This window comes from Nonomuraea sp. NPDC049158 (genome assembly GCF_040648335.1).
Lineage (GTDB): Bacteria > Actinomycetota > Actinomycetes > Streptosporangiales > Streptosporangiaceae > Nonomuraea.
Map to the genome: position 1 here is coordinate 67,177 of NZ_JBEZDM010000005.1, position 14,481 is coordinate 81,657.

Below are 14,481 nucleotides of genomic sequence, written 5' to 3' on the forward strand. Positions count from 1 at the left end.
CGTCTCCCCGCCGCACTCCAGCCTGCCGGTGGGCGCGTACGGTGGCAGGTGGAGGGGCACGTCTGCCCTGCGCCAACAGTGCGTGTCACCCCAATTAGCCTCAACCTTGGGCAAGCTCTTGGGCCTTATCGCTCTGAGCAGACGCGTTCGTGTTGACTGTCAAGCCCCTCTTGCATATGTTTCCTGTTGGCACTCTCCCCTTGAGAGTGCCAACGTGCGACGAGGCAGGTCTGACACCCGCGACGGCAGGCCCCGCTGGTCGCCTCTTCTAGATCATTCAAATCTGAAGGGGAGGTCCGATCGTGACGACCGCCACCAAGGTTCCCGTTAAGCCGCTCGGCGACCGCATCGTGGTTCAGCCGCTTGAGGCCGAGCAGACGACCGCTTCCGGCCTTGTCATTCCTGACACCGCCAAGGAGAAGCCGCAAGAGGGCAAGGTCCTCGCGGTGGGCCCGGGCAACTGGGATGAGGACGGCGACAAGCGTATTCCGCTCGACGTCGCTGAGGGCGACATCGTCCTCTACAGCAAGTACGGCGGCACTGAGGTCAAGTACGGCGGCGAGGAGTACCTCGTGCTCTCCGCCCGCGACGTTCTCGCGATCATCGAGAAGTAAGCCGGATGCGTCGGGCCCCGGGCGCGCGTCTCGTCTGAGCGCGTGCGGCCGGGGCTTTCGACGCTAGGAGAGGACTTTCAGCATGGCGAAGATCCTAGCGTTCGACGAGGACGCACGCCGCGCGCTTGAGCGTGGCGTCAACGCCCTCGCGGACGCCGTGAAGGTAACCCTCGGCCCCCGTGGCCGTAACGTCGTCATCGACAAGAAGTTCGGTGCTCCGACGATCACGAACGACGGCGTGACAATCGCTCGTGAGATCGAGCTGGAGGAGCGTTACGAGAACCTCGGCGCCCAGCTCGCCAAGGAAGTCGCCACCAAGACCAACGACGTCGCTGGTGACGGCACCACCACCGCGACCGTCCTGGCTCAGGCGATGGTCCGCGAGGGCCTGCGCAACGTGGCCGCCGGCGCCTCGCCGCTGTCGCTGAAGCGCGGCATCGACAAGGCCGCCAAGGCGGTCAGCGACAAGCTGCTGGCCAGCGCGCGCCCGGTGGAGGACAAGAAGGAGATCGCGAACGTCGCGACCATCTCCGCCCAGGACGCCAAGATCGGCGACCTGATCGCCGAGGCGTTCGACAAGGTGGGCAAGGACGGTGTTCTCACCGTCGAAGAGTCCAACGCCATGGGCATGGAGCTCGAGTTCACCGAGGGCATGCAGTTCGACAAGGGCTACCTGTCGGCGTACATGGTGACCGACCCCGAGCGCATGGAGGCCGTCCTCGAGGACGCCTACATCCTGCTCACCCAGGGCAAGATCTCCTCGATCTCCGACTTCCTGCCGCTGCTCGAGCAGATCGCCCAGACCAAGAAGCCGCTGCTCGTGGTCGCCGAGGACGTCGAGGGCGAAGCCCTGGCCGTCCTGGTCACCAACAAGATCCGCGGCACGTTCACCTCGGTCGCCGTCAAGGCTCCGGGCTTCGGCGACCGCCGTAAGGCCATGCTGCAGGACATCGCCATCCTCACCGGTGGCCAGGTCGTGAGCGAGGAGGTCGGCCTCAAGCTCGAGAACGTCGGCCTCGAGGTGCTCGGCAACGCCCGCCGCATCGTCGTGACGAAGGACAACACGACCATCGTCGACGGCGGCGGCGACCAGCAGGCGATCGAGGACCGGGTCAAGGAGATCAAGATTGCCATCGAGCAGTCTGACTCCGACTGGGACCGCGAGAAGCTGCAGGAGCGCCTGGCGAAGCTGGCCGGCGGCGTGTGCGTGCTGCGCGTCGGTGCCGCCACCGAGGTGGAGCTCAAGGAGAAGAAGCACCGCCTCGAGGACGCGATCTCCGCTACGCGGGCCGCGATCGAGGAGGGCATCGTCTCCGGCGGTGGCTCCGCGCTGATCCACGTCGCCAAGGACCTCGACGACCTGGGCCTGACGGGCGACGAGGCGACCGGTGTCGCCATCGTCCGCCGCTCGCTGGTCGAGCCGACGCGCTGGATCGCCGAGAACGCCGGCCTCGAGGGCTACGTGGTCACCCACAAGGTCTCGGAGCTGTCGGCTGGCAACGGCCTCAACGCCGCCACGGGCGAGTACGGCAACCTGCTCGACCAGGGCGTCATCGACCCGGTCAAGGTCACCCGTTCGGCCGTCCAGAACGCCGCGTCGATCGCCGGCATGCTCCTCACCACCGAGGCGCTCGTCGTCGAGAAGCCGGAGGAGGAGCCGGCCGCCGCCGGCCAGGGCCACGGTCACGGCCACGGCCACTGAGCCGTTCCGTCCTCACCCGACCCGCGCCTGATTCCAGGTGCGGGTCGTGTGCTTTCTCCGGTGTACCCCTGGCCTCGTACCCCCGCAAAGCCATGTATGGCATATGACATACGGGCAATCCAGGCGATGCTGCTGAGAGGGTGCGCGAAGGGTGATGAACCGGGAAAGTGGTTTATTCGGGTAAACCGGATGTGTGGCTTAAGCGTCTAGGCGTCTGACAATTTCTGCACATTTGGGGTTATGGGATGAAATATTCTTCCGCAATAAAGGCTTAGTGTTGCCGGTCGATTACTGCCCGTTATCGCCGCGTCAATGTGACCAATCCGTAGCCGTTCGCGATGACGACAGGCCCGATCAGTGCGGGCATCATGCCTAACGTGAGCGAGGGAAGCGTCGCCGACGCCAAAATTGGGGTAAGGCTCGCGTCGAGACTTCCGGCACGGACGGATGACTCCGACCTAAGGGAACTGACGAGCCTCGCCGTACAGGGAGATCGCACTGCGATCGAATCCCTGCTCGGCGAGTTGCGTCCGATGGTGGTGCGCTATTGCCGCGCCAGGCTGGGCAGGGTTTCAGGGCAATATCACATTGCCGATGACGTAGCCCAGGAGGTGTGCATCGCGGTCCTGTCCGCGCTGCCGCGATACCGCGACATGGGACGGCCTTTCGCCTCCTTCGTCTTCGGTATCGCCTCGCACAAGGTGGCCGACGCGTTGCGGAGTTCGGTCCGCTCGGCCGTACCGACTCAGGATCTACCGGATGGGCCCGACGACGGACCGGGGCCCGAGGAGACGGTGGTCCGCTACATCGAGGTGGAGTATGCCCGCAGGCTGCTCGCCAGGCTCCCCGACAACCAGCGCGAGTTGCTGTTGTTGCGGGTGGTGTCGGGACTGTCGGCGGAGGAGACCGGTAATGTACTCGGTATGTCACCAGGTGCGGTCCGTGTTGCCCAGCATCGAGCGCTGGCGAGGCTGCGGCAGATGGCCGAACTGGAGTCGGCTTGACGCCGGAGGAGCAGACTGACGCGCTCCTCGACGTGCTGGCCCGCGGCGAGTTGCCCGATTCTCGCGATCCGGCCGCGCGGCTGCTCGCCGCGCTGCTGGACGACGTGGATCAGCGGCGCTCCTCGGTGTCGATGACACCGTCGACGTAGCCTCTGGCGTATTCCCAGGTCACGTAGTCGGCCGGGTCAGGATGAAAGGCCGGCTCGTGCATCTGGGGCTGGCCTTTGTCGATCATCTGGCGCAGATTGCCGCGCAGCAGCTCCCAGTCGAAGAAGTGCTGCTCGCCGCATTCCGGGCAGTCGAGCACCAGGCCCAGCACTCCCTGCTGCTCTAACAAGGAGCGGAAGACCTCGACGTCGGCCAGGTCGGTGATGGCCTCGTCGCGCTCGGAGGCGGTCAGCGGTTCGGCGTCGTCGAGCTCGCCCATCGCTGAGGAAGGGTCGTTCGGGTCGTCCGCGAACGGGTCGCGGGGGACGTCTTCCAGCACCTTCCCACCATATGACCGATGCGGCCACCGCGGTGGTGATTAGCTCAGCCATCCCCGCCGGGCGGCTTCCACACCTGCGTGAAAGCGTGATTGCGCGCCAAGCTGAACCATCGCGTCGGCAAATCTTGCCCGTACCGTGCGTACGGAGACACCGAGCTGGCGGGCTATCGAGTCATCGCACATGCCCTGCGCGGCGAGCCGCAGCACCTGCACCACGCTCTCGCCCCGGCGACCCCACGGCAGGGGTACGGCCCGGCCCCACAACTCCTCGAAGAGCGACCGGAGCATGCCCACGACGATCGGCGTCCGTACCAGGTAGAAGTTGTAGGCGTGGTCGGGCAGGTTGCCGCCCCACAGCGCGGGCAGGCCGGCGGCGTCGGGGCCGGCGGTCATGAACCAGCTCGGCACCCGGTCCAGCGTGCGTACGGTCCCGCCGGTGGCCAGCAGTCTGGTCAGCTGGTCGCGTACGCCGGGCAGGGTCAGGGTGGAGACCGGGATGACGGCCCGCACGTTCAGGAGTTTCCGCTGCTGTGCATCGATCCAAGGATCGGCAAATTTTCGTACGAAGTCTGCCATCGTGCGCTCGTCGGGTATCGCGGTGAGTAAGCGCATCGGCGGGGACTGGGACTGCACCGCCATGCCCACCACGCTCTCGTAGAGCACGTCGGCGCCGCTCACCATCTCAACCCGGAACGCGCCGTTCTGGTAGTCGTGCCCCACGTCGTAGTCGCGGATCAGCCCGCGGATCGAGCCGAGCGCGGAGTCGATGCGCCTGCTCTCCTCGGCCAGCCGGTCGAGGCGCTCGGCGATCAGCCGGCCGAGCGCGGCGGCGGGGTGCCGGGCGAGGTATTCGCCCGATTGCTCGTCGATCACCCCCAGCCTGACGAGGTCGTCGAGCTGCCTGCTCACCTTGTCGATGGGGTTGTCCATGGCCTCGGCCAGTTCGGTACGCGTGGCCCTGTGCAGGCGCAGCACCGCCGTGTAGAGCGCGGTCTGAGCCGGGTCGAGGCCCAGCGTCGCGAGGGGATCGGACACGGTGGGTGACTCGCTGCGCATATAAGGGGCTCCGTAGGGGGGACACGGGCGTGTCGTGAGAATAACTCGGCGATACGTCCTTGTCCGCTCCTTGCGTGGACTCCTTGGCCACATGTGCAACTTCGTGCAATTGCACGTTTTCACATTGCGGTGTGCCGATGAGTAACGCAGGCTTAACCCAGCGTCGGCATCCACTTGAGCTGGCAGCGCTTGCCATCAGGACGCGGAGGGGGGTTCGGTGGCGCTTTATGCGCTTCCGCCCGGATGTCGGTGGCCGGAGGATGGGGCGGATCACCGACCGCCCCATCCTCCGGCTCTTTCGGATGCCGGGGGTACGACGGGCCGTGGGGGTCATCGTGCTCCCGGCCTCGGGACGTTTTGCATGTAGGCCCTAGACTTGCCTCATCAGCATCGGCAGGAGGGGCCGCAGCATGTCCAAGTTCACCGAGACGGGTCTGACCTTCGACGACGTGTTGCTCGTCCCAAGCTATTCAGATCTGCAACCTGGTGACGCGGACACCGGTTCGCGCCTGTCGCGCGGCATCAACCTGTCGATCCCGCTGGTCTCCGCCGCGATGGACACCGTCACCGAGGCGCGCATGGCCGTCGCCATGGCCCGCCAGGGCGGCATCGGCATCCTGCACCGCAACCTGTCGGTGGAGGAGCAGGCCCAGCAGGTCGACCTGGTCAAACGGTCCGAGGCCGGGATGGTCACCAACCCGGTCACCTGCACTCCCGACGACACCCTGGCCGACGTGGAGCGGCTGTGCGCGACGTACCGGATCTCCGGGGTGCCCGTCACCGACCTGTCCGGCGTACTCGTCGGCATCGTGACCAACCGCGACATGCGCTTCGAGACCGACCAGTCCCGGCCCGTGCGTGAAGTCATGACCCCGATGCCGCTGGTCACCGCCCCGGTCGGGGTGTCGCGTGACCGCGCGTTCGAGCTGCTGCGGCAGAACAAGATCGAGAAGCTGCCCCTGGTCGATCCCGACGGCCGGCTGCGCGGCCTGATCACGGTGAAAGACTTCACCAAGAGCGAGCAATATCCGCTGGCCACCAAGGACGCGGACGGCCGCCTGGTCGTCGGCGCCGCCGTGGGCGTCGGCGGTGACGCGGAGCTGCGGGCCAAGGCGCTGATCGAGGCGGGCGTCGACGTGGTGGTGGTCGACGTCGCGCACGGCCACTCCAAGGGCCTGGCCGACATGGTCGCCAAGCTCAAGGCCAACAGCAAGGTCGACGTCATCGGCGGCAACATCGCGACCAGGGCGGGCGCCCAGATGCTCGTCGACGCGGGCGCCGACGCGGTCAAGGTCGGCGTGGGCCCCGGCTCCATCTGCACCACCCGCGTCGTGGCCGGCGTGGGCGCGCCGCAGGTCACCGCCATCTACCAGGCGTCGCTGGCGTGCGGGCCGGCCGGTGTGCCGGTCATCGGCGACGGCGGCCTGCAATACTCCGGCGACATCGTCAAGGCCATCGCCGCCGGCGCCGACACGGTCATGCTCGGCTCGCTGCTGGCCGGCTGCGAGGAGTCGCCCGGTGAGCTGATCTTCATCAACGGCAAGCAGTTCAAGTCGTACCGGGGCATGGGCTCGCTCGGCGCGGTCCGCAACCGCGAGCGCGGCGGCATGTCCTTCAGCAAGGACCGCTACGCGCAGGCCGACATCGGCGGCGAGGACAAATACATCCCCGAGGGCATCGAAGGCCAGGTCCCCTTCCGGGGACCGGTCGCGGCGGTCGCCCACCAGCTCGTCGGCGGCCTGCGCCAGGGCATGTGGTACGCCGGCTGCCGCACGATCACGCAGATGCACACCGACTGTGAGCTCATGCCGATCACGGCGGCGGGACTCACCGAGAGCCATCCCCACGACATTCAGATGACCGTGGAAGCCCCGAACTATCACAGAAGGTAAGACATGACTCAGCAGGTGGAGATCGGCCGGGGCAAGACCGGTCGCCGGGCCTACGCGCTCGACGAGATCGGCCTCGTACCCTCCCGGCGCACTCGTGACCCGGAGGAGGTCTCGATCGCCTGGCAGATCGACGCTTACCGGTTCGAACTACCCGTGGTCGTCGCCCCCATGGACAGCGTGGTCTCGCCCGCCACCGCGATCGAGATCGGCCGCCTCGGCGGCCTGGCGCCCCTCGACCTCGAAGGGCTCTGGACCCGCTACGACGACCCGTCGCCGCTGCTGGAGGAGTGCGCCTCGCTCGACGCCGAGGCGGCGACCAAGCGGCTGCAGGAGATCTACACGGCGCCGATCAAGGAAGAGCTGATCGGCCGCCGGATCGCGGAGATCCGGGAGTCCGGCGTGACCACGGCGGTCCGCCTGTCTCCGCAGCGTACGGTGCAGTATCACAAGGCCGTCATCGACGCGGGCGTGGACATCTTCGTCATCCGCGGCACCACGGTCTCGGCCGAGCACGTCTCGGGCCGGGCCGAGCCGCTGAACCTCAAGCAGTTCATCTACGAGCTCGACGTACCGGTCATCGTGGGCGGCTGCGCCACCTACACGGCCGCCCTGCACCTCATGCGCACCGGCGCGGCGGGCGTCCTGGTCGGCTTCGGCGGCGGCGCCTCCCACACCACCCGCAACGTGCTGGGCGTGGCCGTACCGATGGCCACCGCGATCTCCGACGTCGCCGCGGCCCGCCGCGACTACATGGACGAATCAGGCGGCCGCTACGTCCACGTGATCGCCGACGGCGGCATGGGCACGTCGGGCGACATCGCCAAGGCCATCGCCTGCGGCGCCGACGCGGTCATGGTCGGCTCCCCGCTCGCCCGCGCGGCGGAAGCCCCTGGCCATGGCTTCCACTGGGGCTCGGAGGCACACCACCCGGACCTGCCTCGGGGCCGGCGGGTGGCCTTTGACACGGTGGGCAGCCTGGAGCAGATCCTGCACGGGCCGTCCAGCGTGGCCGACGGGTCCATGAACCTGATGGGGGCGTTGAAGCGGACGATGGCTTCGACGGGCTACTCGGACATCAAGGAGTTCCAGCGCGTCGAGGTCGTGGTCGCTCCTACCCAGCGCTGACCATTTGGGCGCCCACCCGCTTCCGGCCCAAAGGGCTTCGCGGGTGGGCGCTTCGCGCTTCGGGGGCAGACGTTGTTCCCAGTCGGGCCGAGGGCCCGACCCCTGAAGGACCTCGCTCCGCTCGGACGCCCTTCTGAGGCGCGGCTCCGCCGCGCGCTTCGCCCACGGCATACCGATGGCCCCCAAGCTACCCATGATCGGACGGCCGATAGCGTCATCGGTGATGACCGGCTACGGCCTGGGCACCCATCTGGACAAGGCCAGTGGCGCTGTGCCCCGCCAGCCAAAAAGGATCCTGGATAGGGCGTCGTCGGGACGGGGTCGGAGTTTTGTCTGTCGTGGTCGGCCCACCGGCCCCGGGGCTTGGGTGGCCGGGGTGATCTGGTCGGCGGAGGCCCGGTATGGGTGTCGGCCAGGTTGTCCGACCCGGCCCCCGCAGGAGATCGGCCAGGTGGTTGGCCACCAGCATTGCGGGCTGGAGAACCATCGTGACGGCCGTCCGCTCAGCCGGGGTCGGCGCAGAGTTGGGAGGTCAAGGCGGTGCGGGCCCATTCTTCCCACGTGTCCGGTGACCAGTCGCGGTCGCGGACGAAGATCAGGTAGAGCTGCGGGCTGAGCAGGCCGAACAGCAGGTCCGCCGCCATCTCGATGGACAGGCCGGGACGGATGTCGGGCTTGCGGGCCAGGGCTTCGGCCGCCGCGTACTGCACGGTGTAACGCGGGTCGGGGCCGTCCGGCCACTGTGCGGCGATCTCCGGGTCGGTGGCCGCGGCAGCCGCGATCAGCGGCATGATCGGGGCGACCCGGCCCAGGGTCTCGCGGGTGCCGTGGACGTGCGCGCGCAGTTGCCCGGCTGCGGTGGGTTCGGCGCACGCGGCGCGAAACCACTCACGATCCATGGTGGCGACCGGCTCGGTATCCCCGGCGATGGATGTGTCGACGACGTCCTTGAACAGCGTGCGCTTGTTGCGGAAGACGAAATAGACCGTCTGGACGGCCACGCCCGCCCGGTCCGCGACCTCCTGCAGGCTCGTCGCCCCGTAACCCTGCGCGACGAACAGCTCGCGAGCCGCCTCGACGACCTTTTCACGGGTGCGGCGTGAGCGCTCGGCTCGCTTGTCCGGCCGCTTGACGTTGTCCATATTGCGAGTATAACTCTAGAGTACGCCACTAGAGTTCAACTCTATATTCTTGGAGGAGACGATGGACCAGCCCAACGCCATCCAGAAGCCGGAACCGGACCTGGCCTCAACGCGGCGAGACGCGGAGGAGGAGTCCGTCCACCGCGCGCTGGAGGGCTACTACCGCACCGGCAAGCCACCGTGGGACACCGGCGTCACGCCGCCCGAGCTGGTCGCCCTGGTAGAGGGGGACGGCGCGCTGCCGCCCGGCCGCGCCCTCGAACTCGGCTGCGGCACGGGGACCAACGCCACCTACCTCGCACGGCACGGCTGGGAGGTGGCGGCCGTCGACCTGATCGACCGCGCCGTCGACCAGGCACGGGAGAAGGCCGCGGAGGCGGGAGTCGCGGTACGGCTGCTGCACGGAGACGCCACCCGCCTCGACGAGCTGGACGTGCCGGGCCCCTTCGACCTGTTCTTCGACCTGAGCTGCTACTGCGGGGTCCCGCTGCACCGCCGCGACGCCTACGCCGCCGGGCTCACCCACCGCGCCGCTCCTGGAGCGCGGTTGCTGATGTTCGGGTACGGCCCCGAGCCGCTCGGTAATCCGATCCCCGAGGTCACGTCGTGGGCGGCGGGCGTCACAGCTGATGAGCTCCGCGCCAGGTTCCCCGGCTGGGAATTGCTCGACGTCACACCGGGTACCAACTCGGTGCCGACCTTCTGGTTCACGCTGCGCCGCGACGCCTAGCCATCTCCGGTCGCGGGTTTCTGTAGGTTCGTGTCAAGTTTCACGCCGCCCGAGCAAGTCGAGCTTGGGCGGCGTGGTGGTCCACGTGCCGGGTGGTGGCCCTGCGCGCAGGTGGCGTTTGAGGCTGATCGGTCGCGGTGAGTGCCGCCTAATCGGAGGGCGACTAGAGATGCCAGCATTCGCGCCGGTCGGCATGCCTCAACGGGTGACGGGGCGAGACGCACTGCTGGCGCACATGAGTAGCTTTCCCGAGACCTTCGACGTAGAGTTCGTCGACCTGGTGTTCCACCCGACGGTCGATCCGGGTCTCGTGATCGCCGAATTCCGCTCGACGGGCACCGCACTGCCGACGGGCAAGCCGTACGAGCAGAGGTGCGTCTCCGTCGTCCGGACCGATGACGACGCGCGCATCACCCACTACCTGGACTACTGGAACCCGTTGGTGGCGATCGAGGCACTCACACCCCACGACGTGCCGTCCGACCCTGAGCTCAGCGTGACGTTCGGAGGTTGAGGATCCATGCCCGCCGCAGGCACCAGCACGAAGAGCGACGAACGACGTCGGACCATCGTGGCCGCCGCGATGGAGTGTTTCGCGCAGAAGGGTTTCTACGGTACGACGACGCACGAGCTGGCCGAGCGGGTCGGCATCTCTCAGCCGTATCTCTATCGCCTGTACCCGAACAAGGAAGCGCTGTTCGCGGCGGTGGTCGACCACGTGTCCGTCGTGATGACCGAAACCTTGGTCGCGCACTCGCCGGCGTCGGATGGGGCCGGGCTGACGTCCGAGGTGGCGTCGGGTGGGGCCGGGCCGGCGTCCGAGGCGGCGTTGGATGCGGCACGCGGTGCCTACGCCGCGCTCATCGCGGACCGGACCATCCTGCGTTTCCTCATGCACGCGAACTGTGCCACCGGCGAGCCGCTGGTAGGGCAGGCCGTACGTCGGTGCTACGCCAAGCAGGTTGACACCGTTCGGCGGCTGCTGGGCGACGACGACGCCGTGCGGCGCTGGTTCGGCGCCGGAATGCTCGACAACGTGGTCGCCGTGCTGGGTCTGGCCCACATCGATGAGCCGTGGGCGCACGTACTCGCCGCTCGATGACCGAACACCGGGATACGCGACTTATCTCAAGCACCCTCCAAGCGGGCAGGCCCCACGAGGGGCCGTCGGGATTGCCCAGCCACACCTTCTGCCCCTGCCGGGTGGTCCGGACAGGGAGCTTCTGGCGGCCTCGGCCATGACCCCCTCGGCTTGCGTGACCCATGTCCGGTTCCCGTAGACCATGCGCAGCCACCGTTCGTGGGACATCCTCGCGCGCTGCCACGGCGTGAACTCGAAGGCTGCTTCGTGGCAATACTGATGAGGATCCAGCTGATGAGAGGTATGCATGAGCTCAGGTAGTGGCCTGGTGGACGCAGCCAGGTTCCCGGAAGGCCGCCCGCGATCACCGATCTGATTCGTATCGGGATCCCGCCGAAAACCTGAGGGATGGGGATGCCTGGGCGGTTCCTGCCCGTTCGCGGTCCGATGGGGCGTGCGTGACGGTGGCCTGGTCCAGCCTGGCGCGGCGGGTGAAGTCGAAGGGGCCGGAAATCCGAAACCAAGATCCAGACTGTGTTAAGGTCACGAACCTGCATCGGGGGATGTCATGGCGAGGCGCAGATGCCATCGAGCGGCGGGTGATGAGCCGCGAAGGGCTCTGAGGTCGTCACCTATGAGCGGGCTCGACGGGTGAGCTCACGGGGATAACCCCCGGCCATGTGGCGCGATCACCCTCGCCGGGGGCTGGCCGTGTGACGGTTGCCCCTCTGAGTGCTCTTTCCATGGACGAGCGAGCCCGTTGCTCGCCGCGTTCGAGGTCCGCGTCATCTGCCGACAAACCTGGACTCCCTCATCAGGGACGTCTACCAAGGAGGATTACACATCGTGTCCATTTTCCGAACCAGAACGAGTCGTGCCGTGGTCGCGCTGTCCACCGCATCGGTGCTGTTAGCCGCCGCGACGCCGCCGGCCCAGGCCACCACCGATGGCGGCGGCGTCGCCGCCTTCCTGCGGGACACCATGGACGATCTGCGCTTCGAGCAGGTCCTCGACCTGGCGCCGCCGACGTCCCCGCAGGCTCGGACGCTTTCCGGCGTGGTCGACAAGGACGCGAAGACGGCCGCTGACTACGCCCGGCTGTTCGCCAATGTGGCCGACCCCAAACCCATCGTCCAGCAGCCGCAACTCGACGTGACCGTACTGGAACTGGACCGGCGTGGCCGGCCGGTGTCGTCCGGGACGGTCCTGATGAGCCCGCAGTATCCCAACGGGATCGTCGTGCCGGTGGACCAGAACTTCCACACCAATCAGGTGCGGTGGCGGCAGTGGGACGACGCGGGATGGTACGCCAACCAGGGCAAGGGCACCATCGACATCGTGCCGGGCCGGGAGAACGCGCCCATCGACTTCATGCTTCCCTACCCGGCCTCCGTCCTGAAGCTGATGGTCAACTTCGGGGTGCTGCGCCTGGTGGACAAGGGCGTGATCAAGCTTGACGACACCTACGACTACCAGCCGACCACGGTCAGCTCACTGTGCGGCGGAGCGTCGAGCAACACCATCAGCGCCTACATGGACGCCTCGATCACCTCCTCCTCCAACGCCGCGTCCTGCGCGCTGGTGAAGCTGCTGCACGACAAGGGCGCGGTGGACGAGCTCAACCAGACCTTCCAGGACCTGGGTCTGGAGACCATGCAGCTGAAGAACACCAACCCCGCCAACGGCGGTCGCTGGTCCAACCCGGTCACGATGAACTCGTTGGACACGGCCAAGCTGCTCGCGCTGGTCGACGGCGTACAGGGCACGGCGTGGACCGCCCCCAACGGTTCACCGGTCACCGGCGCGGTGCTGAGCCCCACCTCCCGCCAGGTCTTCAAGAAGCTGCTCGGCGAGCAGGGCTTCAACGACATGCTCTCCACCACCAACCGGTGCGGCAGCGCGTACCCCGCCGCGGGCATCCCGCAGCGGGTGGCTTCGCGGTGGGTGGCCGCCGACGGCACGGTGACGGTCGAGGGCAACAAGTTCGGCAAGGACGTCCGGCCCTGCAACAAGCAGGCGCAGGTCACGTTCGCGCACAAGACCGGCTGGGTCGGCAACTCGGGAGCTGACGCGGGCATCGTGCGGTCCCTGCCGGGCAAGGCGGGCCGCCACTACGTCGTCGTGGCCTTCACCAACCTGGGCACCCAGTACGTGGACGCCAACCGGCCGGCGACCGAGCCCGGCGTCTACCCCGTCGCCTACACCGAGAAGCTGGCCCAGCTGGGCTCGGCGATCGACCGGTACGAGGCGGCCTGGCTCGCCCGCAGTACCAAGAACTGATCATCCGCATGGGCCTACCGCGTTGACGGCGGGCCCATGACCAATGTTCCCGGCCCGCGACCGTCGCGTGCCGGGAACATTGGCCTCTCTGCTCCCTCTCATAACGCTTTTTCGGCAGCTGACCAAGAAGGGAGGTAATCGACGAAGGGAGCTGGCCGGTGCGTCGCAGACAGTCGGACATCGCCACAGACCCGGAGGCTTTCGAAGCCTTCTACCGGCGCCACATCGACGCGATCACGCGCTTCCTGGCTCGCCGGGTCGATGATCCGCACACGGTCGCCGATCTGGTCCGCCCGGCGGTGGCGCTCAACCGAGGGAGGCGCGGTAGCCGTCCGTGGCCTCGATGAGCTCATGCAGCGTGCCGGGTTCGGCGCCCGCGTGGCCGGCGTCCTCGACGATCCGCAGCTCCGCCTCCGGCCAGGCCAGATGCAGGTCCAACGCCGCGTCAGGCGGCGTCTTCATGTCATAGCGGCCGTTCACGATCACGCACGGGATGTGCCGGATCGCGGCCACGTCGAGCAGTTCGCCCTCCCGCAGGAAGCACCCCTGGCTGAAGTAGTGCGCCTCGATGCGGGAGAAGCCCACCAGCTCCCGGTCGTCCAGAGGTGGCGGCGGGGCGGGGAGCAGGGTGTTCGCCGACAGCTCCCAGGCCGCCCAGGCCCGCGCGGCCGGTACGTGCACCTCCGGGTCCTGGTCGGACAACCGGCGGTGGTAGGCGGCGACCAGGTCGTCCCGCTCCGCCTCCGGGATGAAGCCGCGGAAGGCCGCCCACTCCCGCGGGAACAGCCGGGCCGACCCGCTACCGGTGAACGCCCACGCGTCATCGGCCTTGCTCGCCAGGTAGACGCCGCGCAGCACCAGCTCGCTCACCCGCTCCGGGTGCCGCCGCGCGTACGCCAGCGCGAGCGTCGACCCCCACGAGCCGCCGAACACCTGCCAGCGCTCGATGCCGAGGTGCTGCCTGAGCCGCTCTATGTCCGCCACGAGGTGCCAGGTCGTGTTGGTCTCCAGCGACACCCCGGGGTCGGCCGCGTGCGGTCGGCTGCGCCCGCAGTTGCGCTGGTCGAACAGGACGATGCGGTACGCCTCGGGATCGAAGAACCGCCGCTGCGGCGGTAACGTCCCCCCGCCGGGGCCGCCATGGAGGAAGACGACAGGTTTGCCGTCCGGGTTGCCGCTGACCTCCCAATAGATCTCGTTCCCGTCGCCCACGTCGAGCATCCCGGTCTCGTACGGCTCAATCGGTGGATAAAACGTTTTTTGTCCCATGGCTATCAGACATACACGCCGACGCCATTCGACGCGCACGCCGCCCACCCCGACACCTGGTCGGGGTGGGCGGGCGTTCCTGTCCTTCAGAAATCCGGC

General features: G+C 67.8%; 14 protein-coding genes. 10 read left to right on the forward strand and 4 right to left on the reverse strand.

The features are described from left to right. Positions 1–299 precede the first annotated feature (299 nt). The 4 genes from groES (at position 300) to AB0B61_RS13200 (ending at position 3,469) form a co-directional block, all read left to right on the forward strand. Entirely contained in the window at positions 300–614 is a 315-nt protein-coding gene (gene groES / locus AB0B61_RS13185) for a co-chaperone GroES (protein WP_214633886.1), read from the forward strand. Positions 615–696: 82 nt separating this feature from the next. Continuing rightward, positions 697–2,316 (forward strand): chaperonin GroEL, encoded by a 1,620-nt coding sequence (groL, locus tag AB0B61_RS13190; protein WP_358431465.1) that lies wholly within the window; start codon positions 697–699, stop codon positions 2,314–2,316. Between the two features lie 368 nt (positions 2,317–2,684). Next, positions 2,685–3,320 (forward strand): sigma-70 family RNA polymerase sigma factor, encoded by a 636-nt coding sequence (locus AB0B61_RS13195; RefSeq protein WP_358431912.1) that lies wholly within the window; start codon positions 2,685–2,687, stop codon positions 3,318–3,320. Then, a complete protein-coding gene (locus AB0B61_RS13200) occupies positions 3,317–3,469 on the forward strand; it encodes a hypothetical protein (RefSeq protein ID WP_357650738.1) in 153 nt (50 codons plus the stop codon). The genes AB0B61_RS13195 and AB0B61_RS13200 overlap by 4 nt, the downstream gene beginning before the upstream one ends. On the opposite strand, the gene AB0B61_RS13205 is transcribed toward AB0B61_RS13200, so the two are convergent. Further along, positions 3,430–3,807 carry a DUF5319 domain-containing protein gene (locus tag AB0B61_RS13205; protein WP_225293853.1) on the reverse strand — a complete coding sequence of 126 codons (378 nt, stop codon included), beginning with the start codon at positions 3,805–3,807 and terminating at the stop codon, positions 3,430–3,432. The genes AB0B61_RS13200 and AB0B61_RS13205 overlap by 40 nt on opposite strands. Before the next feature lie 39 nt (positions 3,808–3,846). Continuing rightward, positions 3,847–4,863 carry a LuxR C-terminal-related transcriptional regulator gene (locus AB0B61_RS13210; RefSeq protein ID WP_358431466.1) on the reverse strand — a complete coding sequence of 339 codons (1,017 nt, stop codon included), beginning with the start codon at positions 4,861–4,863 and terminating at the stop codon, positions 3,847–3,849. 410 nt (positions 4,864–5,273) lie between these two features. Between AB0B61_RS13210 and guaB the strand changes: the two genes are divergently transcribed. Together guaB and AB0B61_RS13220 are read left to right on the forward strand one after the other, a co-directional pair. Further along, on the forward strand, positions 5,274–6,755 hold the full coding sequence (guaB, locus tag AB0B61_RS13215) for an IMP dehydrogenase (RefSeq protein WP_358431467.1): 1,482 nt from the start codon (positions 5,274–5,276) through the stop codon (positions 6,753–6,755). A gap of 3 nt (positions 6,756–6,758) precedes the next feature. Continuing rightward, a complete protein-coding gene (locus tag AB0B61_RS13220) occupies positions 6,759–7,880 on the forward strand; it encodes a GuaB3 family IMP dehydrogenase-related protein (RefSeq protein ID WP_358431468.1) in 1,122 nt (373 codons plus the stop codon). Positions 7,881–8,383: 503 nt separating this feature from the next. Here the strand turns inward: AB0B61_RS13220 and AB0B61_RS13225 are convergent. After that, positions 8,384–9,022 carry a TetR/AcrR family transcriptional regulator gene (locus AB0B61_RS13225; RefSeq protein ID WP_358431469.1) on the reverse strand — a complete coding sequence of 213 codons (639 nt, stop codon included), beginning with the start codon at positions 9,020–9,022 and terminating at the stop codon, positions 8,384–8,386. A 61-nt stretch (positions 9,023–9,083) separates the two neighbouring features. On the opposite strand from AB0B61_RS13225, the gene AB0B61_RS13230 reads away from it, so the two are divergent. The 4 genes from AB0B61_RS13230 to AB0B61_RS13245 all read left to right on the forward strand — a co-directional run bounded on the left by AB0B61_RS13230 (position 9,084) and on the right by AB0B61_RS13245 (position 13,113). Beyond that, positions 9,084–9,752: a class I SAM-dependent methyltransferase gene (locus AB0B61_RS13230; protein ID WP_358431471.1), complete on the forward strand. Its 669-nt coding sequence runs from the start codon at positions 9,084–9,086 to the stop codon at positions 9,750–9,752. A 193-nt stretch (positions 9,753–9,945) separates the two neighbouring features. Continuing rightward, on the forward strand, positions 9,946–10,266 hold the full coding sequence (locus AB0B61_RS13235; protein WP_358431913.1) for a nuclear transport factor 2 family protein: 321 nt from the start codon (positions 9,946–9,948) through the stop codon (positions 10,264–10,266). Positions 10,267–10,272: 6 nt separating this feature from the next. Then, a complete protein-coding gene (locus tag AB0B61_RS13240; RefSeq protein WP_358431472.1) occupies positions 10,273–10,854 on the forward strand; it encodes a TetR/AcrR family transcriptional regulator in 582 nt (193 codons plus the stop codon). 825 nt (positions 10,855–11,679) lie between these two features. Continuing rightward, positions 11,680–13,113 (forward strand): serine hydrolase, encoded by a 1,434-nt coding sequence (locus tag AB0B61_RS13245; protein WP_358431474.1) that lies wholly within the window; start codon positions 11,680–11,682, stop codon positions 13,111–13,113. 306 nt (positions 13,114–13,419) lie between these two features. Here the strand turns inward: AB0B61_RS13245 and pip are convergent, their stop codons facing one another. Then, complete coding sequence (gene pip / locus AB0B61_RS13250) at positions 13,420–14,382, reverse strand: prolyl aminopeptidase (protein WP_358431476.1); 963 nt, start codon at positions 14,380–14,382, stop codon at positions 13,420–13,422. Between the last annotated feature and the right edge of the window lie 99 nt (positions 14,383–14,481).

Coding starts and splice junctions, on each gene's coding strand:
- groL (WP_358431465.1), top strand. CDS start 697: ATGGCGAAGATCCTAGCGTTCGACGAGGACGCACGCCGCGCGCTTGAG.
- AB0B61_RS13195 (WP_358431912.1), top strand. CDS start 2,685: ATGCCTAACGTGAGCGAGGGAAGCGTCGCCGACGCCAAAATTGGGGTA.
- AB0B61_RS13210 (WP_358431466.1), bottom strand. CDS start 4,863: ATGCGCAGCGAGTCACCCACCGTGTCCGATCCCCTCGCGACGCTGGGC.
- guaB (WP_358431467.1), top strand. CDS start 5,274: ATGTCCAAGTTCACCGAGACGGGTCTGACCTTCGACGACGTGTTGCTC.
- AB0B61_RS13220 (WP_358431468.1), top strand. CDS start 6,759: ATGACTCAGCAGGTGGAGATCGGCCGGGGCAAGACCGGTCGCCGGGCC.
- AB0B61_RS13225 (WP_358431469.1), bottom strand. CDS start 9,022: ATGGACAACGTCAAGCGGCCGGACAAGCGAGCCGAGCGCTCACGCCGC.
- AB0B61_RS13230 (WP_358431471.1), top strand. CDS start 9,084: ATGGACCAGCCCAACGCCATCCAGAAGCCGGAACCGGACCTGGCCTCA.
- AB0B61_RS13235 (WP_358431913.1), top strand. CDS start 9,946: ATGCCTCAACGGGTGACGGGGCGAGACGCACTGCTGGCGCACATGAGT.
- AB0B61_RS13240 (WP_358431472.1), top strand. CDS start 10,273: ATGCCCGCCGCAGGCACCAGCACGAAGAGCGACGAACGACGTCGGACC.
- pip (WP_358431476.1), bottom strand. CDS start 14,382: ATGGGACAAAAAACGTTTTATCCACCGATTGAGCCGTACGAGACCGGG.